At 61.0% G+C, this 22,124-nt stretch carries 19 protein-coding genes; 17 read left to right on the top strand and 2 right to left on the bottom strand.

What is annotated here, in order from left to right; genetic code table 11:
* Nucleotides 1–135 precede the first annotated feature (135 nt).
* The 9 genes from NKH42_RS29140 (at nt 136) to NKH42_RS29100 (ending at nt 11,768) form a co-directional block, all read left to right on the top strand.
* Nucleotides 136–747 (top strand): thymidine kinase, encoded by a 612-nt coding sequence (locus NKH42_RS29140; protein ID WP_352646628.1) that lies wholly within the window; start codon nt 136–138, stop codon nt 745–747.
* A gap of 126 nt (nt 748–873) precedes the next feature.
* On the top strand, nt 874–1,263 hold the full coding sequence (locus tag NKH42_RS29135) for a c-type cytochrome (RefSeq protein ID WP_352702956.1): 390 nt from the start codon (nt 874–876) through the stop codon (nt 1,261–1,263).
* A 122-nt stretch (nt 1,264–1,385) separates the two neighbouring features.
* The gene (locus NKH42_RS29130) at nt 1,386–2,474 is read left to right on the top strand and encodes a hypothetical protein (protein WP_352478015.1); all 1,089 of its coding nucleotides are present in this window, start codon (nt 1,386–1,388) and stop codon (nt 2,472–2,474) included.
* Nucleotides 2,475–2,509: 35 nt separating this feature from the next.
* Entirely contained in the window at nt 2,510–3,655 is a 1,146-nt protein-coding gene (locus tag NKH42_RS29125) for a hypothetical protein (protein ID WP_352753428.1), read from the top strand.
* Nucleotides 3,656–3,679: 24 nt separating this feature from the next.
* Nucleotides 3,680–5,590 carry an AAA family ATPase gene (locus NKH42_RS29120; protein WP_352690876.1) on the top strand — a complete coding sequence of 637 codons (1,911 nt, stop codon included), beginning with the start codon at nt 3,680–3,682 and terminating at the stop codon, nt 5,588–5,590.
* Nucleotides 5,591–5,634: 44 nt separating this feature from the next.
* A complete protein-coding gene (locus NKH42_RS29115; protein ID WP_352906258.1) occupies nt 5,635–7,347 on the top strand; it encodes a cold-shock protein in 1,713 nt (570 codons plus the stop codon).
* A gap of 7 nt (nt 7,348–7,354) precedes the next feature.
* The gene (locus NKH42_RS29110) at nt 7,355–8,641 is read left to right on the top strand and encodes a DUF6638 family protein (RefSeq protein WP_352508974.1); all 1,287 of its coding nucleotides are present in this window, start codon (nt 7,355–7,357) and stop codon (nt 8,639–8,641) included.
* Between the two features lie 15 nt (nt 8,642–8,656).
* Nucleotides 8,657–9,781 carry a DUF2333 family protein gene (locus NKH42_RS29105; protein ID WP_352508975.1) on the top strand — a complete coding sequence of 375 codons (1,125 nt, stop codon included), beginning with the start codon at nt 8,657–8,659 and terminating at the stop codon, nt 9,779–9,781.
* Nucleotides 9,782–10,088: 307 nt separating this feature from the next.
* Complete coding sequence (locus NKH42_RS29100) at nt 10,089–11,768, top strand: formate--tetrahydrofolate ligase (protein ID WP_352974697.1); 1,680 nt, start codon at nt 10,089–10,091, stop codon at nt 11,766–11,768.
* A 72-nt stretch (nt 11,769–11,840) separates the two neighbouring features.
* Here the strand turns inward: NKH42_RS29100 and NKH42_RS29095 are convergent, their stop codons facing one another.
* Nucleotides 11,841–12,488, bottom strand: a complete 648-nt coding sequence (locus NKH42_RS29095) for a cysteine hydrolase family protein (RefSeq protein ID WP_352508977.1) — start codon at nt 12,486–12,488, stop codon at nt 11,841–11,843.
* A 128-nt stretch (nt 12,489–12,616) separates the two neighbouring features.
* On the opposite strand from NKH42_RS29095, the gene NKH42_RS29090 reads away from it, so the two are divergent.
* The 3 genes from NKH42_RS29090 (at nt 12,617) to NKH42_RS29080 (ending at nt 14,778) form a co-directional block, all read left to right on the top strand.
* On the top strand, nt 12,617–13,612 hold the full coding sequence (locus NKH42_RS29090; RefSeq protein WP_352508978.1) for a helix-turn-helix domain-containing protein: 996 nt from the start codon (nt 12,617–12,619) through the stop codon (nt 13,610–13,612).
* Between the two features lie 180 nt (nt 13,613–13,792).
* Nucleotides 13,793–14,272: a type II RES/Xre toxin-antitoxin system antitoxin gene (gene parS / locus NKH42_RS29085; protein WP_302896769.1), complete on the top strand. Its 480-nt coding sequence runs from the start codon at nt 13,793–13,795 to the stop codon at nt 14,270–14,272.
* On the top strand, nt 14,269–14,778 hold the full coding sequence (locus tag NKH42_RS29080; RefSeq protein WP_352508979.1) for an RES family NAD+ phosphorylase: 510 nt from the start codon (nt 14,269–14,271) through the stop codon (nt 14,776–14,778). Before parS ends, NKH42_RS29080 begins: the two co-directional genes overlap by 4 nt.
* 58 nt (nt 14,779–14,836) lie before the next feature.
* Here the strand turns inward: NKH42_RS29080 and NKH42_RS29075 are convergent, their stop codons facing one another.
* Nucleotides 14,837–15,394 carry a sugar O-acetyltransferase gene (locus NKH42_RS29075; RefSeq protein ID WP_352508980.1) on the bottom strand — a complete coding sequence of 186 codons (558 nt, stop codon included), beginning with the start codon at nt 15,392–15,394 and terminating at the stop codon, nt 14,837–14,839.
* Nucleotides 15,395–15,541: 147 nt separating this feature from the next.
* Between NKH42_RS29075 and NKH42_RS29070 the strand changes: the two genes are divergently transcribed.
* The 5 genes from NKH42_RS29070 to NKH42_RS29050 all read left to right on the top strand — a co-directional run bounded on the left by NKH42_RS29070 (nt 15,542) and on the right by NKH42_RS29050 (nt 21,951).
* Nucleotides 15,542–16,003, top strand: coding sequence for a DUF4126 domain-containing protein (locus NKH42_RS29070; RefSeq protein WP_352702948.1), 462 nt, complete (start codon nt 15,542–15,544; stop codon nt 16,001–16,003).
* Nucleotides 16,000–17,376 (top strand): FAD-containing oxidoreductase, encoded by a 1,377-nt coding sequence (locus tag NKH42_RS29065; protein ID WP_352508982.1) that lies wholly within the window; start codon nt 16,000–16,002, stop codon nt 17,374–17,376. Before NKH42_RS29070 ends, NKH42_RS29065 begins: the two co-directional genes overlap by 4 nt.
* A gap of 131 nt (nt 17,377–17,507) precedes the next feature.
* Nucleotides 17,508–18,575 carry a M14 family metallopeptidase gene (locus NKH42_RS29060; protein WP_352508983.1) on the top strand — a complete coding sequence of 356 codons (1,068 nt, stop codon included), beginning with the start codon at nt 17,508–17,510 and terminating at the stop codon, nt 18,573–18,575.
* A 224-nt stretch (nt 18,576–18,799) separates the two neighbouring features.
* On the top strand, nt 18,800–20,989 hold the full coding sequence (locus NKH42_RS29055) for an anthranilate synthase (RefSeq protein ID WP_352508984.1): 2,190 nt from the start codon (nt 18,800–18,802) through the stop codon (nt 20,987–20,989).
* A gap of 32 nt (nt 20,990–21,021) precedes the next feature.
* A complete protein-coding gene (locus tag NKH42_RS29050) occupies nt 21,022–21,951 on the top strand; it encodes a cation diffusion facilitator family transporter (RefSeq protein WP_502896230.1) in 930 nt (309 codons plus the stop codon).
* Nucleotides 21,952–22,124: the final 173 nt, after the last annotated feature.

Here is a 22,124-nt window from a genome sequence, read left to right as displayed (position 1 = left end):
GGCAATCACGAACAACGGCGCAGGCTGGCCGATCGGCGACACGCCCGCCGCTTTACGGATGGAAGTCGTCTTTTCCCGGTGGAATGTAGGCGCTCCCCCTCCCCGCTTTGTTGCAACTCGGCTTAAAAGGACGGCATGGCCAAGCTGTACTTCCATTATGCGACGATGAATGCCGGCAAGACGACGATGCTGTTGCAGGCCTCGTACAATTACCGCGAGCGTGGCATGACGACGATGCTGTTCATCGCCGGCCACTACCGCAAGGGCGATACCGGGCTGATCTCGTCGCGTATCGGCTTGGAGACGGAGGCCGAGTTGTTCCGCGACGGCGACGATCTGTTTGCCCGGGTCGCCGAGCATCATGACCACGCCACGGTGCATTGCGTCTTTGTCGACGAGGCGCAGTTCCTCGAAGAGGATCAGGTCTGGCAACTCGCCCGCATCGCCGACCGGCTGAACATTCCGGTCATGTGCTATGGCCTGCGCACCGATTTCCAGGGCAAGCTGTTTTCCGGCTCGCGCGCCCTGCTGGCGATATCAGACGAGCTGCGCGAGGTGCGCACCATCTGCCGTTGCGGCCGCAAGGCGACGATGGTGGTACGCCTAGGGGCCGACGGCAAGGTGGCGAAACAGGGTGAACAGGTGGCGATCGGCAAGGACGTCTATGTCTCACTCTGCCGCCGCCATTGGGAAGAGGAAATGGGCCGCGCCATGCCCGACGATTTCATCGGCTTCATCAAAACCTGACCAGCGCGTTGCGTCCATCCGTCCGCCCAGCCGACATTCGTTCCGCGATCGCGTCATCGTGCGGCGCTTGTTAAGGCTTGCTTCCTATTTTCAAAACCTCTCAGCCAGAGCCGTCGGGGAGTTCCCATGCTTCGAGCCATTTCGTCTGCAACTGCTTTCCTCATCGTCGGAGCTCTTGCCGCGCATGCCGACGGCGATGCCGCTCTCGGCAAGAAGGTCTTCAACAGATGCATGGCCTGTCACGAGGCAACGAGCGAACGCGACAAGGTCGGCCCGCATCTGCTGGGTGTCGTCGGACGCACCGCCGGCACCGCGGACAGTTATCTCAGCCGCTACTCGCAGGGGATGAAGGACGCCGGCGCCGCCGGCCTGGTCTGGGACGAAATAAGCCTTGCCGAATACCTGCGCGCGCCGCGGCAGAAGGTCCCCGGCAATAAAATGGCCTTCTCCGGCCTGACCAGCGACGAGGACATCGCCAATGTCATCGCCTACCTCAAGGCTGATCCCAAGCCCTGAGCGTGACCCCAGTTGCCTCGTTTCCTGGTGTCGCCCGTCTTCCGTCTTTCATTCGCCAAACCCGGCACATATAGTCACGGCGGTTCGCGACACGAAAACCGATGCCGAAGCGGGAGGCCCCAATGGCGACATTGCAGAATTTCGATGCCGAGATTGCCAAGACCAAGCAGGTCGTAGAGGACATGCGCACCAAGATCGAGCAGTCCGGTAGCGTGCTCGACACGCTCGCCACCGCCGACAAGAAGATCGGCGACGCCAATTTCGACATCGAGAATGCCCGCATCGAGGACGTGCTGAAGCAGCAGAAGGTGATGGAAGGCAATATCGCCGACCTGATCATCGGCCTGGAGGACGCCACCAACGTCTTCGGCGCCGAATTCGAGAGCATGAAGAACTACACCGGCTGGGAGAATTTCGTCGGCGTCTTCTCCAGCCAGCGCAAACAGCGCATGCGCACCGACCGCGTCCGCAACATGTCGCTGGCCGGCAATTTGCAGGAGCTGTTGGCGAAATCCGACACCATCGTCGGCATCCTCAAGGCGCAGAAGCAGGTTCTCGACACGCGCTACAAGACCTCCGAGGCCAGCCTGTCGCAGGTGATCGAGCGCCGCAAGACAACCATGTCCAATCTCGAGACCGTGCAGAAGCGCATCGAGGAACTCAACCCGATGCTGCTCGACATCGAGAACAAGATCGCCGCCTCGACCAGCCAGAAGGAGCGCACGCAGCTTGAAGGCGAACGCTCGAAACTGGCCACGGAATACAACGAAAAGCAGGCCAAGGAGCAGGAATTGCTGGCCGAGAGCCAGACGCTGGAGCGCTACACCTCGATGTTCCAGACCTTCGTCGATTCGCTCAACAATCAGATCGCGGCGCAATCGACGCTGATCAACAAGCTGACCATCGATACCGAGCAGCGCATCGTGCTGTACAAGGCCCTGGAAGATTCGCTGAAGACCGCCGCCCAGCAGGATGTCGCCCATAAGATCAACACGCTGGGCAGCCAGGTCGACAACACCGCCGAGGAGACCATGGCCGGCATTGGTGCCGCCTCGCAAAAGCACATCGGCGATCTGCTTGAAATGCACGAGAAGAACATGGTCGCCACCGCCGACATCCAGCGCCGCAAGAAGCTCGCCGACGACGCCTTCGCCCGCCGCTTCGACGATGTGATGAAGAAGCACAATTCGGCAAATTACGTGCAGTCGTAATTGCTGCACGTGCACTGCTCCCAAGGGCTGGCAGCATGACCCCCGAAAACGAAGCCGCGGCGCGCTATTTCTCGGCGATCGCGGCTGCACTTGGCGGCCTCGAAGTGTTCATGCGCGACGATCGCTCGCCGCTCTATCGGCACGGCATCGTCGCCAAGGTCGTCGCCGAATATATTGCGCGGCTCGAAAAGTCGTTCTCGTGCTGGCGCAACCGGCTGGGTTTCACCGAGACGTTCCGCATCTCGCGCGCCGAAAGCGGTTTTCCGGTTTTCCAGAACCTGCTCGAACTGGAAAACGACCGCCTCCAGGCCGACAGCCGTCTCGCCGTCATCCCTTCGGCCAGCGAGCTGCGCGAGGAAATGGCCGACTTCATTCTGCGCCACAAGGAATTTCCCGAAGCGTTGCAGAAGTCGATGGCCGAGCGGCTTTACCTCGAAGACGTCAAGAGCGGGACCACCTTCGGCCCGTTCACGCTCGCCCAGACGGCCAAGGTTTCGGTCAACCCGAAGACGCTGCGGCCCTATTATCTGGTCCACTGGGCCTGCTTCGACGGCAGCGCCAACCTGCCGCTGGTCTACATGGCGACGGTCGAGGATTCCTCCGACGACATGATCCGGCAGCTGGTCGATAGCAGCGGCAAGCTTAATGAGAGGGTCGACATTCCGCTGCCGGTCGACGGCTTGCTCAATCCCGAACTCGCCCACCGTTTCGACGATTTCACCGAGAAGAATTCCGCCTACACGCTGTCGCCGGCGACGATCGCGGTCAACCTCGACAGGGATTTCGAGACGCTGCATCCCAAGCAGCTGCGCCGCGTCGTGCTCGGCCCGTTCTATTCTGCCGGCATTACCGACAACAATTCGACGGTGAACGAAGTGCTGGCCAAAGTGCGCAAGCCGGAAAACGCCTGGCTGCTGACCTGGACTATCCAGGAGGTCTTTTCCAAGGCCGAGAAGCCCGGCCGCAAGGGGCTGTTTTCGAGCGAGAAGACGACGCAGGAATTCTTCATCAACACCGACGATCTCGAGGCCGCACGCCAGGGCGTGTCGAGCTACGAGAACCACGCGCTGATTCCGCATGAGGCCTATCAGTCGCTTTACGCCGCCGGCGAGGCGCAGAAGATCTTTTCGGGCTACAAGGTCCATATCCTGTCCAAAGGGCAGGTCATCAGCGACGTCTGACCATCAAATCGCGGAGTATCCTCCATGGACACCGGTCTGACCACCATCCCGGAAGCGGCAATCGAAAAGCACCGCGCCACTGCGCAAAGTTTCATCACCCGCATCGTCGTGCTGGAGGACCCATCGCGCGAATCCGGTACCGCGCTTGCCGGCACCAACCGCCGCTTCGTCTCGACCGTTTCGGTGGGCTCGGTTCGCCGCACGCGCGAGGTCGAGTTCGCCAAAACCGTCGCTGCCGTCCATCCCGACGACCAGCTGCTGACCATCCCGCAGCACACGCTGCTGTTTCGCGCCCGGCGTGGGCTGGCCATTGCGTTGGCAATATCCGATGTCTTCGCCGAAGGCTCTGACCTCGAAAGCCTGCAGGCGAAAAACGCCCGCGCGCCGCTCGAAGGCGACGAGGCCGCCACATTCAAAAAGCTGCTGTCGGCTTCGGCCTATATTTCCGCCTTCAGCTTCGCCTCCTATCTGTTCCAGCTGATCGATAGCGACGGCGAGGCGCCGAACGACACGCCCGAGCCGGACTTTCTGTTCGACACGCCCCAGGATGCGGTGAAATCGATCGTGGCCGGCCTCGACAGGGCGATATCAGGCGCGAAGGACGACGCCGACCTGATGACCCGGGCGCGCGCCTTTGCCCGTATTGCCATCGATGGGCTTTTGGCGCGAAAAGGCCGCTTCGACGGCATCGGCCCGTTCGAGAACGCGCATATCCGCATCGACGTCGACGATTTCACGCTCGATGGTTTCGACGTCGCGCCGGGCAAGCGGGCAAAACCGTTGGTCATGACCTTCAAGAAGCCGGAAGAGGTCGTCGGCAACCACATCGCCAAATACCAGTCGGTCAAGCTCGCCAAGATGCTGATGGCCTACGACTTCGAGCGCGAGCTGAACCCATTCGTCGAACTCGGCGGCTTCCTGTTCACCTTCATCGGTGACGGCGCGCCCGGCACCGGCAAGACGACGCTGATCCAGATGATCGCCGGCCTTCTCAACGGCTACTGCCAGGTCGCCGGCTATCCCTTCGCCTACGAGAATTTCGGCGTCGACCAGATCTCCTCCTACCAGGGCAAGTCCGGCCAGAACTGCCGTCAGTTCATCAACAATGTGCTGAACCCGCGCGTCATCGGCTTCGGCACTATCGACGATATCGACCAGGTCGCCGCACGCCGCTCCGACGATCGCGCCTCGGCCGGCCAGCAGGAAATCACCGGCGTCCTGATGGACGCGTTCGGGGGTGCCGGCACGGTGGTGCGCGGCAATTGCTCGTTCGGCATGTTTTCCAACTATCCCGAGAACGTCGACGACGCATTGCGCCAGCGCGCCGGCGCGCGCTGGCTGGTCGATGGCCCGCAGAGCCGCGACGACTACATCGACATCTTCGTTCTGCTCGCCGGCAAGAACCACAAGATCCCGCTCGGCGAGCACAAGCTCTACGCTGCCCAGGAAATCCAGCGCGCGGTGATGGAGGCCTACGAGGAACATGAAAAGCCGCAGGAAGACGGGCTGATGAAGGTCTACGAGCGCTATATGAAGGAGAACGGCGCACCGAAGACGATGGCCGACATCGGCACTTATCTGCACATGATCAAGGATGCCGAGCCGCGCTTTACCGGCCGCGCCATCAAGAACGTCACCGACGCGATCAAGATGCGTGCCATGGACATCGAATTGCCCGACGAGTGGTTCGAAAAGCCGGAAGCCTTCATGCACAAGGGTTACGACGACAAGAAAGCCATGATCGAGGAACTGCGCGGGCCATTCTCGATGGACATGGTCATGCAGGAGATCAATCGCTATGCGGATTCCGAATTCCGTTATTCCGACAAGTCCGACGATGCCGCGGTGAGCAAGATGATCCGCGATACTCGGCTGCGGGAGCGTGCCGTCCGCGAGATCGAGGAGATGAAGAAGAAGGGGCTGTGGAATGCGTGAGTTACAATATACTTTCGACGCGGACATAAGGGAGGGTTGGAATAGTGCTTTACGGCTGGGTTGACACTTTGCCCATTGGCAAAAACTACGGCTTCGTCAAAGCCGAGGGTACTCTCGTTCGCTATTTCCTTCACTCTTCAGAATATCACGGTGCTTGGACAGACCTCAAGAAGGGTAAAAGGTTGTCCTTTGAAGCAGATGAATCCGATGGAAAAATGAAAGCTCGCAACGCGAGAAGTGCGATGACAGTTAGTCGCCCGAGCCCTGAAAAGCAAAATCGGGTAAAAACACTTGAACCGTATGCAGGCCCAACACTCGAACTCTCGAAAGAAACTCGCAGAAAAGCTTTGTCGGAAATTTCGAAGTGGAAGCTTGAGGCTCGCCTCGACGATCTTAAGAGATATTTCTTTACTGTTCCAGAGCTTCACGACATTATTGATGGAGAAAAAGCTTATGTAATAGGCAGAAAAGGTACAGGAAAAACGGCGCTTGTTCAATATCTGCACGATCATGATGATTCAAATTTGAACCTAATCTCAAAATTAACGTTCAAAAATTTCCCATTCAATGAGTTATATACTCAAGATAATAGCACATATACGAAACCAAACCAATACATAACTATATGGAAATTAATTATATATTCCGCAGCGTGCAGATCAATTGCCAGAAGCGTCCATACAGATCCTCTTGTAAGGCGTACAATTGAGAAAGCGTTCCCAGCTCCGGACAGTGACAATCTGGGTACGATTGTGGGAAAATGGATCGCTGGCGACTTTGGAATAAACGTCTTAGGATCAGGTATAAATGTAACGAACTGGCTTCGCAACAAGAAAAAGGCGACACTTCAGGAGAAAGTGGAAAATTTAGAAGCTTTTGTGCTGAAGAATATTCCCGATCAAAAGATATTCGTTCTATTCGATGAATTGGATGAGGATTATAAAGATGTTTTTGCTAGCTACAATAAAAGTAATTATTTAGACCTTCTCACAAGTCTATTTAAGGCTGTTCAAGATGTTAGATCATCTATAACCTCAAAAGGGAAAAAACTGTACCCAGTAATTTTCCTTAGAGACGACATCTATGATCTTATAAAGGACGCCGACAAAAATAAGTGGCGAGATCTTGAAATATCACTCAAATGGAAAGATCCTGAAATCAGAAGGCTGATTGCTTACCGCCTTTCTCGTGTCTTCGGAATTCAAGAAGATAATTTTGAGAAACTCTGGTGTTCTATCTTTTCACGATCGCCCATGAGCTATTCAGGGGGAAAAAAGCAGATTGACTCTTATAAGTACATCACGATGAGCACCCAAGGCAGGCCTCGCGACTACATAAATTATCTAAAAGAGTGCGCAGATATTGAGTTGAGTAAAAATGGCGAAGAAATATCGGCTGATACTGTAAAAGATGCGGACAAGGCATACTCTAATTATCTAAGAAAAGAACTTATTGACGAGATGCATGGGCTTATACCCGATATTGATAGCGTCTTTTCGATATTCTCTGAATCAAGAAAATGGATACTGAATATCAGTGAGTTTAAGTCAGCTTACAATCAGCGACTAAAATCGAACACGCTGAAAATATCTGATGTAGATTTTATTTTGAGAACTTTATTCTATTTTTCGGTTGTTGGCAATGTCGTGAGGGTAGGTATCCATATGTTTAGGTACGAACGGCCTGACGCAGAATTGAATTTTAAGGAGAGCATTGTAGTTCATCGAGGGCTTATGAAGTCCCTCCAAATCGTCTAAGTTGCCCATGGACCTCTTGCGCGACAACGAGCTGATCTACGGCCGGCTGCTGACGATCGACGAGCCGCATCTGATCCAGCGCTACAACAAGGCGATGGTCGCGTTCGGCTTGAAGCCGACCAAGCTGAAAAGCTTCGAGATCGACCGTACCGGCTTTTCGCCGCAGGTCGCCGAGGAATGCGGCGACTACAGCTACCTCGATCCGAACGAGGTCAACCGCCGCTTCATCATCCTGACGCCGTCGCAGATCGACCTGCCGGTGGTGCACACGGCGTTCTCCAACACCTCGCTGCTGATGTACGAGTTCATGTCCAAGAACCAGCGCGCCATCGATGCGCTGACGATCAAGGACGTCATCTACGGCGAGATCGAGGATTCGGTCCCCAAGGTCGACGGCATCGAGGACCTGCTGTCGATCAACCAGGTCGAGTTCAAGGTGCTGTCGGCCGAGGATGTGCTCGGCAAGGCCGCCGAGCTCGGCAAGCTGGTCGACCGGCTGAAACAGGAGCCGGATGCCTGGCGCGACAACGCCATGCTGGCCCACATGGTCGAGCTGGCGAAGATCTGCGGCGACATCCGCGAGAATGCGCTGGTGCCGGACCAGGTGATCTTCCGCCACAATGCCTATTGGACCAGCCATTTCGGCGGGCTCTATGTGTTTGTCGATCCGGACGTGACGACGGTGATCAGCGACCCGGCAGCGCCGGGCTTCCGCCGCTCGCGGCCATGGCAGGTGAGTTACCTTTCGATCCACGACGCCGACAAGGTGTTCAAATTCCTCGCTTCGACCGGCCGCCTCGAGTTGCCGCGCGCCTCATGGATCGAAACCTCCGGTTATCTCGAGCATCGCGCCGAAATGGTGGTGCGCGCGCTGATCCGCGACGCCGATCCCGACCGCAATCTGACCGACGTCGACAAGGTCTGGCTGCAGACCTGGATCCACGGCCATACCGATCTGATCACCAGGGACGGCAATTTTCCCTTCCTCAACGCCGCCAAGCGCGAGATCGCCCAGCTCGGCCATCTCAAGATCGAGGACGTGTTCCCGCAGCAGCGCTTCCTGGTCATCCGCGCCAAGCCGGACCATCCCGACGCCTGGCTGACCAACCAGCTGATCTCGGACTTCGTGCCGCAGGACTTCGTTTCGCGTTACGTCTTCAACAAGCCGGGCTTCTACAGGGACTATGAAGGCTTCAGCGACGCCTGGCGATCGCATGTTGTGGACGTTCTGAAAACCACATATCTGAAGGACAAGGTGGCGTTTCGCACACGCCTCTACGGCTTGACTGACTGAGGGGGTGACATCGCCATGCTTGATCCGATCGTGAATTTCTTCACCCGGATTTTCCAGTGGATTGGCCGCGGCATCGGCCTGCTCATCGGCGCGATCCTGTGGCCGTTCCTGTGGGCGGGGCGCTGGTACAGGCAACGCGGCTGGATCCTGAAGGCGGTGCTCGGCCTGGCTGTGCTCGTGCTGATCGGTCTCTATGTCAACTTCTTCTACGCCACCCAGTGGTGGAACAATTTCGACCCGAATTACGTCGACAAATACACGTTCGAAAAACGCAACAGCTCCGCCGGTGAACAGGTTTCCGCCGGCGCCGGCACCGACACGGCCAAGACCTGCGGAAATTCAGCCATTGCCCAGGTCGCTGCCGACCTGACCGACTTCAACGTCAACCAGAATGCCTGGGTGTCGTCGATGATCCTCTACAAGCTCGGCCTGTTCGGCATCGACTGGGACCACACGCCGTTCATGGACAACAAGGCGTCGTTCCAGCGCGGCATCAACCAGGCGGTGCGGCGCACGGCGACCGAGCTTGCCGACAATCTCGGCCGCGTCCGCACCACCTCGCAGATCGACGCCGACCTGCAGGACGCCCGCGGCAATCTGCAGTTCGATGAGGAAACCTGGTATTTCGGCTTGAACCCGTTCGGGCCCAAGACGCCGACGCCGAGCTACTATCGCGACGCGGTGCGCAAGCTGCGTTCCTTCAACGCCCGCCTCGCAGCCTGCCAGGCGACGTTCGATGCCCGCGCCGACAATCTCAAGCAGTATATCGACCGCATTTCGTCCGATATCGGTTCGACCTCGGCGATCCTCAAGGAGCGTGCCGAAAACCACAATAATGGCTGGTTCGACACGCGCGCCGACGACCGCTTCTGGTTCGCCTATGGCCAGCTCTATGCCTATTACGGGCTGATGAAGGGCGCACAGGCCGACTTCGAGGACGTCATCAAGGAAAAGCACCTGCAGAACCTGTGGGATACGATGGACGCGCAATTCGTCTCGGCGCTGCGCATCCAGCCCTTCATCATCGCCAATGGTCGCGAGGACGGCTGGCTGTTGCCGACACATCTGACGACGATGGGGTTTTACATACTCAGGGTGCGCTCGAACATGGTCGAGATCAGCAACGTGCTGACGCAGTAGCGGATCGTCCCGCACAGCCGGCGCTGGTGAATTTGCGCCGTTGCTTCTGTCGCTTTTCGCGTATTACGCGGCTGTTTTGAGACGGCGGAACCGCGCCTGCTCTGGCTTCTATACGGCGCGGCAACCGGCGCGAAAAGAACCTGTAGCAGGGCAGCCGGCCGCAGAGGCATTTTCTTCGTAGGAAACATAGTTGCATGAAAGTTGACGCCGCGGCAGCGACAGGGGTAGAACATGCCCGCGCCTGCAATGCCGGGCTATTCTTGCGACCACACTAGTCAAATCCGTCCAATTCAGAGGGAAGTCGTCCATGGCCGAAGTGAAGTCCGACATCGAGATCGCGCGCGGCGCCAGGAAGAAGCAGATCCAGGAGATCGGCCAGAAGATCGGCATTCCGAGCGAACATCTTCTGCCCTACGGCCACGACAAGGCGAAGATCTCGGCCGAGTTCATCAAGTCGGTGAAGGGCAACAAGGATGGCAAGCTGATCCTCGTCACCGCCATCAACCCGACACCGGCCGGCGAAGGCAAGACGACGACGACGGTGGGCTTGGGCGATGGCCTCAACCGCATCGGCAAGAAGGCCATCGTATGCATCCGCGAGGCTTCGCTCGGACCGAATTTCGGCGTCAAGGGCGGTGCCGCCGGCGGCGGCTACGCGCAGGTCGTGCCGATGGAGGACATGAACCTCCACTTCACCGGCGATTTCCATGCCATCACCACCGCGCATAATCTGCTGTCGGCGCTGATCGACAACCACATCTATTGGGGCAACGAGCTCGGCATCGACACCCGCCGTGTCGTCTGGCGCCGCGTCATGGACATGAACGACCGGTCGCTGCGCGAGATCATCTGTTCGCTCGGCGGCGTCGCCAACGGTTTCCCGCGCGAGGCCGGTTTCGACATCACAGTCGCCTCGGAAGTCATGGCCATCCTGTGCCTGTCGACCGACCTGAAGGACCTGGAAAAGCGCCTCGGCGACATCATCGTCGCCTATCGTCGCGACAAGTCGGCCGTCTATGCGCGCGACCTCAAGGCCGACGGCGCCATGGCCGTACTCTTGAAGGACGCCATGCAGCCCAATCTCGTGCAGACGCTGGAGAACAACCCGGCTTTCGTCCATGGCGGCCCCTTCGCCAACATCGCGCATGGCTGCAACTCCGTCGTTGCCACGACGACGGCGCTGAAGCTAGCCGATTACGTCGTCACCGAAGCCGGTTTTGGCGCCGATCTCGGTGCCGAAAAGTTCTTCGACATCAAATGCCGCAAGGCCGGCCTGAGGCCGGCAGCGGCGGTGATCGTCGCCACGGTTCGCGCCATGAAGATGAATGGCGGCGTCAAGAAGGAGGACCTCGGCAAGGAGAACGTCGAGGCGGTCAGGAAGGGATGTGCGAATCTCGGCCGCCACATCGAGAACATCCGCCAGTTCGGTGTGCCGGCTGTGGTCGCCATCAACCATTTCTACTCCGACACCGAGGCCGAGATCCAGGCGATGAAGGACTACGTCGCCTCGATGGGCGAAGAGGCGATCCTGTGCAAGCACTGGGCTCAGGGATCGGCCGGCATCGAGGAACTGGCCAAAAGAGTCGTGGCGTTGGCCGAATCCGGCGCGTCGCAATTCGCCCCGCTCTATCCCGACGCCATGCCGCTCTTCGAGAAGATCAACACCATCGTCCAGCGCATCTATCGCGGTTCCGAAGCGATCGCCGACAAATCGGTGCGCGACCAACTCCACGCCTGGGAGCACGCCGGCTACGGTCATTTGCCGGTCTGCATGGCCAAGACGCAATATTCCTTCTCCACCGATCCGAATCTGCGCGGCGCGCCGACCGGCCACACCGTACCGGTGCGCGAGGTCAGGCTGTCTGCCGGCGCAGGCTTCGTCGTCATCATCTGCGGCGAGGTCATGACCATGCCCGGTCTGCACAAAGCGCCATCGTCGGAAAAGATCTTCCTGAACGAAATCGGCCAGATCGAAGGCCTGTTTTAGGGATAATCAGTGCTCGTACGGCAAAGGGCGCCGCAACGCTGCGGCGCCCTTCTGCCTGTCCGCAATGGTCTCCTACGCTGCGCTCCGCGCCAGCGCGCGCTGGTTGGAGGCATAGGGTGTGTCGTGCTGGGGTACCACGCCGGTCTTCAGGCACTCGATCCATTCGGCGGTTTTGAGAACGGCCGCGAAGCGCGATTGCAGGACGATCGTCATGACGCGATGGATTTCCTCCCCCGACGCGTAGCCGGCGCTGTTGGCGTAGGGCAATGACCCCGTTGCGTCCGATAGGAACTCCACCTCGAAGCCCATATGCACGGCGTGGATGACCGTCGACAGGTCGCAATTATGCGTCATGTAGCCGATGACCGTGATCGTATCGATAGAGTTGGCGCGCAGCCACGCCTCGAGGTCGGTGCCGGTGAAGGCGCTTGGCAGGTGTTTTTCGACATAGTGGTCACGGTTTCGCCTGGCGATTTCCGGGTGCAACTCGGCGCCATGGCTGCCCTTGGCGAAGACCGGTGAGGTTTCCGGCGCCAACTGTTTGATGACCACCACCTTGACGCCTGCCTCGGTGGCCGCGTCCATCGCTCGCGCCACATTGACGACGCTGTCGCGGAAGGGCGGATGCTGGATGGCGAGGTTGCCGCCGTCATAGTCGTTTTGAACATCGATGACGATGAGGGCGCGGCGTGGAGCTTTGCCTGTGGCTGGTTGCGACATGGGGTTTTCCTTTCCTGTTTGAAATTAATGGGTGGACGATAAGCTCGGGGCCGGATCGCAAAAAGTGTCCCAATTGACATTATTCGAAAGAATTGGGACAATCGGCCTCGCCCGTTGCTGGAGCTCCCATGACCGATCCTGCCGTTGCCGCCATCGCCTTCGATGGCATCAGCCCGTTTCATCTCTCCGTGCCGTGTCTCGTGTTCGGCGCGGATCGCACGGAGCTCGGCCTGCCGCGCTTCGACTTCCGGGTCTGCGCGATTGAGGACGGGCCGATCCGCACCGATGCCGGGCTGACCATCAGCGTCCCGCACGGGCTTTCCGCGCTCGATGACGCCGACATCATCATCGTGCCAAGCTGGAAGGATCTCGGGAGCTCGCCTCCAGCCGCATTGATCGACGCGTTGCTTGGCGCGCACGAGCGCGGCGCGCTGATCGTCGGACTGTGCTTGGGAACGTTCGCTGTTGCGGCGACCGGACTGCTTTCGGGGCGGCGAGCGGCGACGCACTGGGCCTACGCGGATCAGCTGCAGGAACTCTATCCCGACATTCTCGTCGAACCGGAAGTGCTCTACATCGACAATGGCGATGTCGTGACATCCGCCGGCGTCGCCGCCGGGCTCGACTGCTGCCTGCACGTCGTACGGGCTCGTTACGGCGCGGAGGCGGCACTTCGCCTGGCCCGGCAGATCGTGCTTTCTCCGCATAGGCAGGGCGGGCAGGCTCAATTCATCGAACGTCCCATCGCCAGGACCGGCAATGCGGACCGCTTCACCCAGGCTCTCGAAGCGGTGCGCAAAACCCTGGGTGAGCCGCACAGTCTGGACAGCGTTGCCGGTCTCGCCGGCCTTACCCGCCGGACGTTCACGCGCCGTTTCCAGAAAACGATCGGCACCAGTTTCGGTGACTGGCTGACCGAACAGCGCGTCCAGCTGGCGCAGCGGCTGCTGGAGGCAACGGAAAAATCGATGGACACGGTTGCCTTCGAGGCCGGTTTCGGCAGCGCCACCTCGCTGCGCCAGCATTTCGCGGCGCGGCTCAGAACCTCGCCGGCGCAGTACCGGCGCGAATTCTCGAAGAGTGCTCAGGCGGAGCGCGTGGCGCACATGCCGAGGCGAAATTAGGCTTGCGCTCGATTCCAGGGCAATCGCTTCAGTGCCAACGTTGGACTGCCATCTGGCCCGAGCAGGCTATCTTTTTCTCTAAGCGATTGCCCTGCTCTCGAGCCTGTCGTGCTTGAAAGGCTCTGCGTCATCTGTCATATATTAAAGCGACAGATGACGCGAAGAGGGCTCGCCGTAGCGATGGCATTGGAAAAGGCTGCGCCAGCAGCAAAAAACAATGAACTTCAGAAGGTGGCGAAATTGCTAGGCGGCAGCCGCATTCTGGCAAGGCGCCTCAGCAGCGCTCTGGATGCCCACGAGTTGCTTCTGCACGGCCTGCCGGCTTCAGCGCTGGACCATCTTATCGGGCAACTCGTCTTCATCCAGAAGACTGATTCGCTGGAGAAGGCCGTCGGCATGAGCCTGCGCACCTACCAGCGCCGCAAGGATGCTCCTTCCAAGCCTCTCAGTCAGGACCAGAGCGGACGAACCTGGAAGTTCGCGGAGATCCTGTCGAAAGCGACCGACGTGTTCGGTTCGCAGGTGGAGGCAGAGCAATGGCTGGAGCGCCCGGCGATTGGGCTCGACCAGCGTCGTCCAATCGACCTTCTGGCGACACCGGCGGGGATCGAGCTTGTAGAAGACTATCTGGAACGGCTTGAATATGGCGTTTATGCATGACGCCGCTGCCGGCGGCGCTCGGTGGCTCCGACCTCATCGGATGGCGCCTCGATCAAGCCGCGTTTGCGCCTACATGGGATAGTGGCGAGGGCGCATACAGGGTGGGCGGACGCTGGAACAGCAAGGGCGTGCGCGCCGTCTACTGCTCGATCGATCCGTCGACTGCGATCCTCGAAGTTGCGGTCCATAAGGGCTTCAGGGTGCTCGACACGATTGCGCATGTCATGACGGCAGCGATCGTCAGCGATGTCGCGGATGTGCATATCGTCGACCCCGCCGCCGTGCCCAACCCCAATTGGTTGCGCCCGGGCATCCCGAGCTCCGGACAACAGGCGTTTGGCGACGATCTTCTGCAACGGCACCGGTTTGTTGTGATTCCGAGCGCCGTATCGCAGCATAGCTGGAACCTGATCTTCGACGCGAGCCTCGCCAGAGGGGCATACGCCATGAAGACGCAGGAGGCGTTTGCGCTCGACACACGGTTGCATCCACCTCCGGCCAAGTGACACAGCCGCCCCCATGTCCATCAAAACGACGACATGACCGGCGACAGAAGCACGGTGCTCAGCTGTTGCTGATTATCCGTGCCGGATTACCAACCACCGTGGTGTTCGCCGCCACGTCGCGCGTCACCACGGCACCGGCGCCGACGATGGCGCCGTCGCCTATCCTGACCCCGCCGAGGATGATGGCACTGCCGCCGATCCAGGCATTGTCGCCGATCTCGACGGGCCTGGCGATTTCCAGCCCTGCCTGCCGCCCAGCAGTCTCTCTGTGGTGCTCGGCGCAATAGATCTGCACATTAGGGCCGAGCAGCGTTCCCTTGCCGATGCGGACTGGCGCCGTGTCGAGGATGGTGCAGCCGGCATTGAGGAAGACGCGGTCGCCGAGAAAGATGTTGAAGCCATAGGCACAGTGGAACCGCGCTTCGATCCGGGCGCCCTCGCCCGCAGCGCCGAGCAGCGTCCGCAATCCAGGCCCGATATCGCCACGCTGCCGCGGTGGTAGGCTGTTGTGCTCGAACACCGCGTCGCGCGACGTAATGCGCAGCGCCTCCAGTTCCGGATCGAGGCAGCAATACCACTCGCCCGCCGCCATTTTCGTGCGTTCGCTCGCCGTCATGGCCGCAACTCCAGTTTCAACTTTGCCAAAGCACAAGTGGTGAAAATACGGAAGCGCCGGCGGCGACACCACCTCTGGTCAAATACCCGACCTATGGTAGCTTGCTCTCTCGGACCTGTCCCAAGCCGGCCATCGAGGGGATCGATCATGCTGTACATTCTTGCACTCCTGATTGGCGTCGTTGCCGGGCTTCGCGCCATGACTGCGCCCGCCGCGGTCGCCTGGGGCGCCTGGCTTGGCTGGTTACCGGTCGCCGGCACCTGGGCGAGCTTCATGGGCCACTGGATCGCCGTCGGCATCTTCACCATCCTGGCCATCGCCGAACTGGTCACCGACCAGCTGCCATCGACGCCGAGCCGCAAGGTGCCGCAGCAATTCGGCACGCGCATCGTCCTGGGCGCTTTCACCGGCGCGGTGATCGGCGCCACCGGCGGCGCCATCATCGGCGGCCTGATCGCCGGCGCCATCGGCGCGGTGATCGGCACGCTGGGCGGCGCCGAGGCGCGCAAGCGCCTGGCCACCGGCTTCGGCAAGGACCCGCCCGCCGCCTTCATCGAGGACGCGGTGGCGATCGCCGGCGGGCTTCTGATCGTGGCGGCGGCGGCATGACGGCAAAGACATTCGATGCCATCATCGTCGGTGCCGGGCAGGCCGGCCCGCCGCTCGCCGGCCGGCTGAATGCGGCCGGCATGAGCGTGGCGCTGATCGAGCGAAAGCTGGTCGGCGGCACTTGCGTCAACACCGGCTGCACGCCGACCAAGACGATGGTGGCAAGCGCCTATGCCGCGCATCTCGCCCGCTCCGCCGCGGATTACGGGGTGACGCTCTCCGGTCCCGTCGGCGTAAACTACAAGGCAATCAAAGCGCGCAAGGACAAGGTCTCCAACGACGCCCGCGGCAATCTCGAAGGCTGGATTGCCGGCATGGACAAATGCACGCTCTATCGCGGCCATGCGCGCTTCGTAAGCGCCAACACGGTGCGCGTCGGCGACGATCTGCTGAGCGCCGAAAAGATATTCCTCAACACCGGCGGGCGCGCCTCGGTGCCCGACCTGCCCGGCATCGACGGCATTTCTTACCTGACCAACTCGTCGATGATGGATCTCGACGAGCTGCCGCGCCATCTCATCGTCGTCGGCGGCAGCTATGTCTCGCTCGAATTCGCGCAGATGTTCCGCCGCTTCGGTTCCGAAGTCACGGTCATCGAAAAAAGCCCGCGGCTGATCGGCCGCGAGGACGAGGACGTCTCGGACGCCATTTTGTCGATCCTCGAAAACGAAGCCATTGCCGTCCATCTCGGCGCCGACGACATCCGCTTCGCCAGGCGAGGCAACGAAATCGCCGTGACCTTCTCGCCAGGCAAGGCGGCTGCGGTCGGCTCGCATGTTCTGCTGGCGCTCGGCCGCACGCCAAACACCGACGATCTCGGCCTCGACAAAGCCGGCGTCGAGGTCGACAAACGCGGCTTCATCGTCGTCGACGACCAGTTGCGCACCAGCGTGCCCGGCATCTGGGCGATGGGCGACTGCAACGGCAAGGGCGCCTTCACCCACACCTCGTACAACGATTACGAGATCGTCGCCGCCAACCTGCTCGACAACGATCCGCGCAAGGTCAGCGACCGCATCGAGGCCTATGCGCTCTACATCGACCCACCACTCGGCCGCTGCGGCATGACCGAGACAGCGGTAAGGAAATCCGGCCGCCGCGCCCTGGTCGGCCAGCGACCAATGACCCGCGTCAGCCGTGCAGTCGAAAAAGGTGAGACGCAAGGCTTCATGAAGATCCTGGTCGATGCCGACACCAGGGAGATCCTCGGCTGTTCGGTGCTCGGCCCGGGCGGCGACGAGGCGGTGCACTGCGTGCTCGACCTGATGTATGCCAAGGCGCCGGTCAGCACGCTGGCGCGCGCCGTCCACATCCACCCGAACGTCTCGGAGCTTCTGCCGACCATCGCCCAGGAACTCAAGCCGCTGGTGTGAACCGGGCGTATCGCGCGACCCCTCGCGCATCCCGCCGAGTAGGCTCATTGCGCCCATAGCGCCGCTGGCTGGACCAATCGACAAGCGCGCCGGCGACGGGCATGTCTTCCGAACTCTTGACGGAGGCCAGCATGCAGAAGTCCATCGAACGCATCGCCGGCGACAGCGAAGGCGTTTCCTACGAATTCCCCTTCTTCCGCTTCGCCGGGTCGGACAAGACGGCGCCTTCCGCCTATCTGCAGGCGGCACTTCATGCCGGCGAATTGCCGGGCGTCGTCGCTATCGACACGCTAATGCCGATGCTCAGCAAGGCGGAAGCCGAAGGCCGCATCACCGGCAATATGACCATCGTGCCCTGGGCCAATCCGATAGGCCGCGCGCAATATCTTTACGGCGACCATCAGGGCCGCTTTCATCTGGGCACGCGCACCAATTTCAATCGCGGCTTTCCGCGGCTCGCCGCGCCCGACGTCGCCCTGCTGCCGACGCACGGCACGGTCGACCAGCGGCTGAAAACGCGGCTGCTGCAGCTCTCCATCGGCCACGACATTGTGCTCGACCTGCATTGCGACGATGAGGGCCTCGCCTATCTTTATGTCCACACCAGCCTGTGGCCGGCCATGGCGGATTGTGCAGCGGCCATGGGCGTCGATGCGGTGATGCTGTGGCACGAAGATCCCGACGGCACCTTCGAAGGCGCCTCGATCATGCCGTATCAGAACGCTCCAGCCGACGTGGCGCGCCTGGACCGGCGTGTCGCCACCACGGTCGAATATCGCGGCATACTCGATGTCGACGGCGCCCTGGCCGTCGCCGATGCCGAAGGGCTCTACCGGCTGCTGGTGGCGCGTGGCGTCATCCAGGATCAGGCGCTGCCCGCGCCTGGCAGCTTCGTCGGGCCCAGTTGTTTTACCGGTATTGTCGCGCCGCTCGAAAACGCCGAGATGATGCCGGCGCCCCGCTCGGGCGCGATCCTCTACGACGTGAAGCCGGGCGACCGCGTCACCAAGGGTGCGCGCCTTGCCACCATCGTCCACGCGCCCGGCGAGCCCGACGGCCGCACGGAAGTGTTGGCGCCGCAGGCGGGCCTCATCCTGACGCGGCGTTCCCGCCGCATCATCCGCGCCGGCGAAGACCTCTTGAAGCTGGTCGGCGACAGGAAGAGCGCCGATGCAAGGTCCGGGACGCTGGAGGATTGAAGCCTTCATTTGAATCCAGTTGCGCGGCCGACCAATCGCCGCTATGGGAATCGCCATGAACATGCGTTCGATCAAGACCATTTGGTGGTGGGCTCGCTGACAGCGGCCTGTTCGAACGCGTTCGCGTGACAATAGAGGGTGGCCGCAGCGGAATGTCCGGGCGGCCATTTGTTTTTTCAAGCCATTCCCGGGTCCGTTGCCCAAAGACGCTGATGGAGACGGCAATGACGACGAAAATTCTGGAGAATGGAGCCGAGCGCTTCGTCACTGCGGGCGGCGTGGCGATTACCCGCCAGCGCCATGATCGGCCCTATGAGGGAGCGATCGATGGCTATGTCGACGGGCTGAATTCGCGCCGCGGCGCCGTGTTTTCCTCGAATTACGAATATCCCGGCCGCTATACGCGCTGGGACACCGCCATCATCGATCCGCCGGTGGTGATCTCGGCACGCGGCCGCGCCATGCGCATCGAGGCGCTGAACCGCCGCGGCGAGGTGCTTTTGCCGGTGATCGGCACGGTGCTTGCCGGCCTTGACGATGTCACGATCGCCGAGACGTCGAACAAACTCGTCCGCCTCAAAGTTGCCAAGCCCGGCCGTGTCTTCACCGAGGAGGAACGCAGCCGCGTTCCCTCCGTCTTCACGGTGCTGCGTGCCATCACCGCCTTGTTCAAGACCGAGGAAGATGCCAATCTCGGCCTCTACGGCGCCTTCGGCTACGACCTCGCCTTCCAGTTCGATCCGGTCGACTACAAGCTCGAGCGCAAGCCAAGCCAGCGCGATCTCGTGCTGTTCCTGCCCGACGAGATCCTCGTCGTCGACCACTATTCGACCAAGGCCTGGACCGACCGCTACGACTATTCCGGCGATGGCTTCTCGACCGAAGGCCTGCCGCGCGACGAAATCGTCGAGCCGTTCAGGACCGCCGACCGCATCCCGCCGCGCGGCGACCACGAGCCCGGCGAATATGCCAAGCTGGTGCGCAAGGCGATGAAGAGCTTTGAGCGTGGCGACCTGTTCGAAGTGGTGCCGGGGCAGATGTTCTACGAACGCTGCGAAACCCAGCCCTCCGAGATTTCCCGCAAGCTGAAGAGCATCAACCCTTCGCCCTATTCCTTCTTCATCAATCTCGGCGAGGGCGAATATCTGATCGGCGCCTCGCCGGAAATGTTCGTGCGCGTCAACGGCCGCCGCGTCGAGACCTGCCCGATCTCCGGTACCATTAAGCGCGGCGACGACGCCATCTCCGACAGCGAGCAGATCCTGAAGCTGCTCAATTCGAAGAAGGACGAATCCGAACTCACCATGTGCTCGGACGTCGACCGCAACGACAAGTCGAGGGTCTGCGAGCCGGGCTCGGTGCGCGTCATCGGCCGCCGCCAGATCGAGATGTACTCCCGCCTGATCCACACCGTCGACCACATCGAGGGGCGGCTGCGCGAAGGCATGGACGCCTTCGACGCCTTTCTGTCGCATGCCTGGGCCGTCACCGTTACCGGCGCGCCGAAATTATGGGCAATGCGCTTCATCGAGCAGAACGAGAAGAGCCCGCGCGCCTGGTATGGCGGAGCGATCGGCATGGTCAATTTCAACGGCGACATGAACACCGGCCTGACGCTTCGCACCATCCGCATCAAGGATGGCATCGCCGAAGTGCGCGCCGGCGCCACGCTGCTCTTCGACAGCATTCCCGAGGAAGAAGAAGCCGAAACCGAACTGAAGGCATCCGCCATGCTCTCCGCCATCCGCGACGCCAAATCAGGCAATGCCGCCAGCACCGAACGCAGCACCGCGCGTGTCGGCGACGGCGTCAACATCCTGCTGGTCGACCACGAGGACAGTTTCGTCCATACGCTCGCCAACTATTTCCGCCAGACCGGCGCCAATGTCTCGACGGTGCGCACACCGGTGCCGGACGAGATCTTCGACCGGCTGAAGCCAAACCTGGTCGTGCTCTCGCCCGGCCCCGGCACGCCGAAGGACTTCGACTGCGCCGCCACCATCAAGCGGGCCCGTGCGCGCGACCTGCCGATCTTCGGCGTCTGCCTCGGGCTGCAGGCGCTGGCCGAGGCCTATGGCGGCGAGCTGCGCCAACTGCACATCCCGATGCATGGCAAGCCGTCGCGCATCCGCGTGTCGAAGCCGGGCATCATCTTCTCCGGCCTGCCCAAGGAGGTGACGGTCGGCCGCTATCATTCGATCTTTGCCGATCCGGTACGGCTGCCCGATGGTTTTGTCGTCACCGCCGAGACCGAGGACGGCATCATCATGGCCTTCGAGCACCGCAAGGAGCCGATCGCCGCAGTGCAGTTCCACCCGGAATCGATCATGACGCTCGGCCACAATGCCGGCATGCGCATCATCGAGAACATCGTCGCGCACCTGCCGCGCAAGGCCAAGGAAAAGGCCGCTTAGTTCGAGGGCTCAGTGTTGGGATCTTTTCCCCAGTGACCGCGGCGGAAATCAAAGCCGCCGCCAGGCAGAAGGTCGCCAGCCTCGCCTTCTGGTCGATCGTCGTCGCCTGCGTCGTGCTCGGCCTGAAGCTGGTGGCCTGGTACGTCACCGGTTCGGTCGCGCTTTATTCGGACGCGCTGGAATCGATCGTCAACGTCATTGCCTCTGCCGCCGCCTATTGGGCGATCCAGGTCAGCTACAAGCCAGCCGACCAGGACCATCCGTTCGGCCACCACAAGGCCGAGTATTTCTCGGCCGTCCTCGAAGGCGTGCTGATCGTGCTTGCCGCCTTGCTGATCCTCAATGAGGTCTGGTGGTCCTGGCAGCATCCCGCCCTGCTGGAAAAGCCATGGACCGGCCTTGCCGTCAATGGCGTCGCAACGGTCATCAACGCCGTCTGGGCCTTGACGCTGATCCGCACCGGCCGACGCGAAAAATCGCCGGCTCTCGTTGCCGACGGCAGGCACATCATGACCGACGTGGCGACCTCGGTCGGTGTGTTCATCGGCCTGGTCGGCGCCGTACTGACCGGCTGGCAGGTTCTCGATCCGGCTCTTGCGGTGATCGTGGCGCTGAACATTCTGTGGCAGGGCTGGCACGTCATCGGCTCGTCGATGAACGGGCTGATGGACCGCGCGGTCGACACCCAGGAACATATCCGCATACGCGACATCATCTCGGCCAATTGCAAGGGCGCGCTCGAGGTCCACGACCTGAAGACGCGCATCGCCGGCCGCGCCACCTTCATCGAGTTCCACCTGGTCGTCGACGCCGACATGTCGGTCGGCGCCAGCCACGTCATCTGCGACCGCATCGAGGACGCGCTGCAGGCAGAGATCCCTTCCGTGCGGGTCATCATCCATGTCGAACCCGACGACGAAGCGAAACTGCCCAAAGGCACGACCGCCGTGCCGTTCGCGTGAGGCGATAGCGGGACGCCGCCATCCAAAACCTTGAGGTTGGCGGGACAGCACCCCCCTCTGTCCTGCCGGACATCTCCCCCTCAAGGGTGTGTTTGGACCGGGGACATCGCGAACAGCTGTGCGAGGACATCGCGAACAGTTTGCCATCCTATCGTTGGCTTGCATTGAGGTCG

The sequence above is a fragment of the Mesorhizobium sp. M1142 genome (assembly GCF_040318565.1).
Taxonomy (GTDB): Bacteria; Pseudomonadota; Alphaproteobacteria; order Rhizobiales; family Rhizobiaceae; genus Mesorhizobium.
The sequence above is the reverse complement of the archived record's forward strand: the minus strand, read 5'-3'. Positions and strand labels throughout refer to the sequence as shown.

Bases quoted from the DNA above. Each gene is read 5' to 3' on its own strand.
- NKH42_RS29125 (WP_352753428.1), top strand. From the start codon at position 2,510: ATGACCCCCGAAAACGAAGCCGCGGCGCGCTATTTCTCGGCGATCGCG.
- NKH42_RS29140 (WP_352646628.1), top strand. From the start codon at position 136: ATGGCCAAGCTGTACTTCCATTATGCGACGATGAATGCCGGCAAGACG.
- NKH42_RS29080 (WP_352508979.1), top strand. From the start codon at position 14,269: ATGACGCCGCTGCCGGCGGCGCTCGGTGGCTCCGACCTCATCGGATGG.
- NKH42_RS29130 (WP_352478015.1), top strand. From the start codon at position 1,386: ATGGCGACATTGCAGAATTTCGATGCCGAGATTGCCAAGACCAAGCAG.
- NKH42_RS29100 (WP_352974697.1), top strand. From the start codon at position 10,089: ATGGCCGAAGTGAAGTCCGACATCGAGATCGCGCGCGGCGCCAGGAAG.
- NKH42_RS29135 (WP_352702956.1), top strand. From the start codon at position 874: ATGCTTCGAGCCATTTCGTCTGCAACTGCTTTCCTCATCGTCGGAGCT.
- NKH42_RS29120 (WP_352690876.1), top strand. From the start codon at position 3,680: ATGGACACCGGTCTGACCACCATCCCGGAAGCGGCAATCGAAAAGCAC.
- NKH42_RS29105 (WP_352508975.1), top strand. From the start codon at position 8,657: ATGCTTGATCCGATCGTGAATTTCTTCACCCGGATTTTCCAGTGGATT.
- NKH42_RS29060 (WP_352508983.1), top strand. From the start codon at position 17,508: ATGCAGAAGTCCATCGAACGCATCGCCGGCGACAGCGAAGGCGTTTCC.
- parS (WP_302896769.1), top strand. From the start codon at position 13,793: ATGGCATTGGAAAAGGCTGCGCCAGCAGCAAAAAACAATGAACTTCAG.
- NKH42_RS29095 (WP_352508977.1), bottom strand. From the start codon at position 12,488: ATGTCGCAACCAGCCACAGGCAAAGCTCCACGCCGCGCCCTCATCGTC.
- NKH42_RS29070 (WP_352702948.1), top strand. From the start codon at position 15,542: ATGCTGTACATTCTTGCACTCCTGATTGGCGTCGTTGCCGGGCTTCGC.
- NKH42_RS29075 (WP_352508980.1), bottom strand. From the start codon at position 15,394: ATGACGGCGAGCGAACGCACGAAAATGGCGGCGGGCGAGTGGTATTGC.
- NKH42_RS29090 (WP_352508978.1), top strand. From the start codon at position 12,617: ATGACCGATCCTGCCGTTGCCGCCATCGCCTTCGATGGCATCAGCCCG.
- NKH42_RS29065 (WP_352508982.1), top strand. From the start codon at position 16,000: ATGACGGCAAAGACATTCGATGCCATCATCGTCGGTGCCGGGCAGGCC.
- NKH42_RS29055 (WP_352508984.1), top strand. From the start codon at position 18,800: ATGACGACGAAAATTCTGGAGAATGGAGCCGAGCGCTTCGTCACTGCG.
- NKH42_RS29110 (WP_352508974.1), top strand. From the start codon at position 7,355: ATGGACCTCTTGCGCGACAACGAGCTGATCTACGGCCGGCTGCTGACG.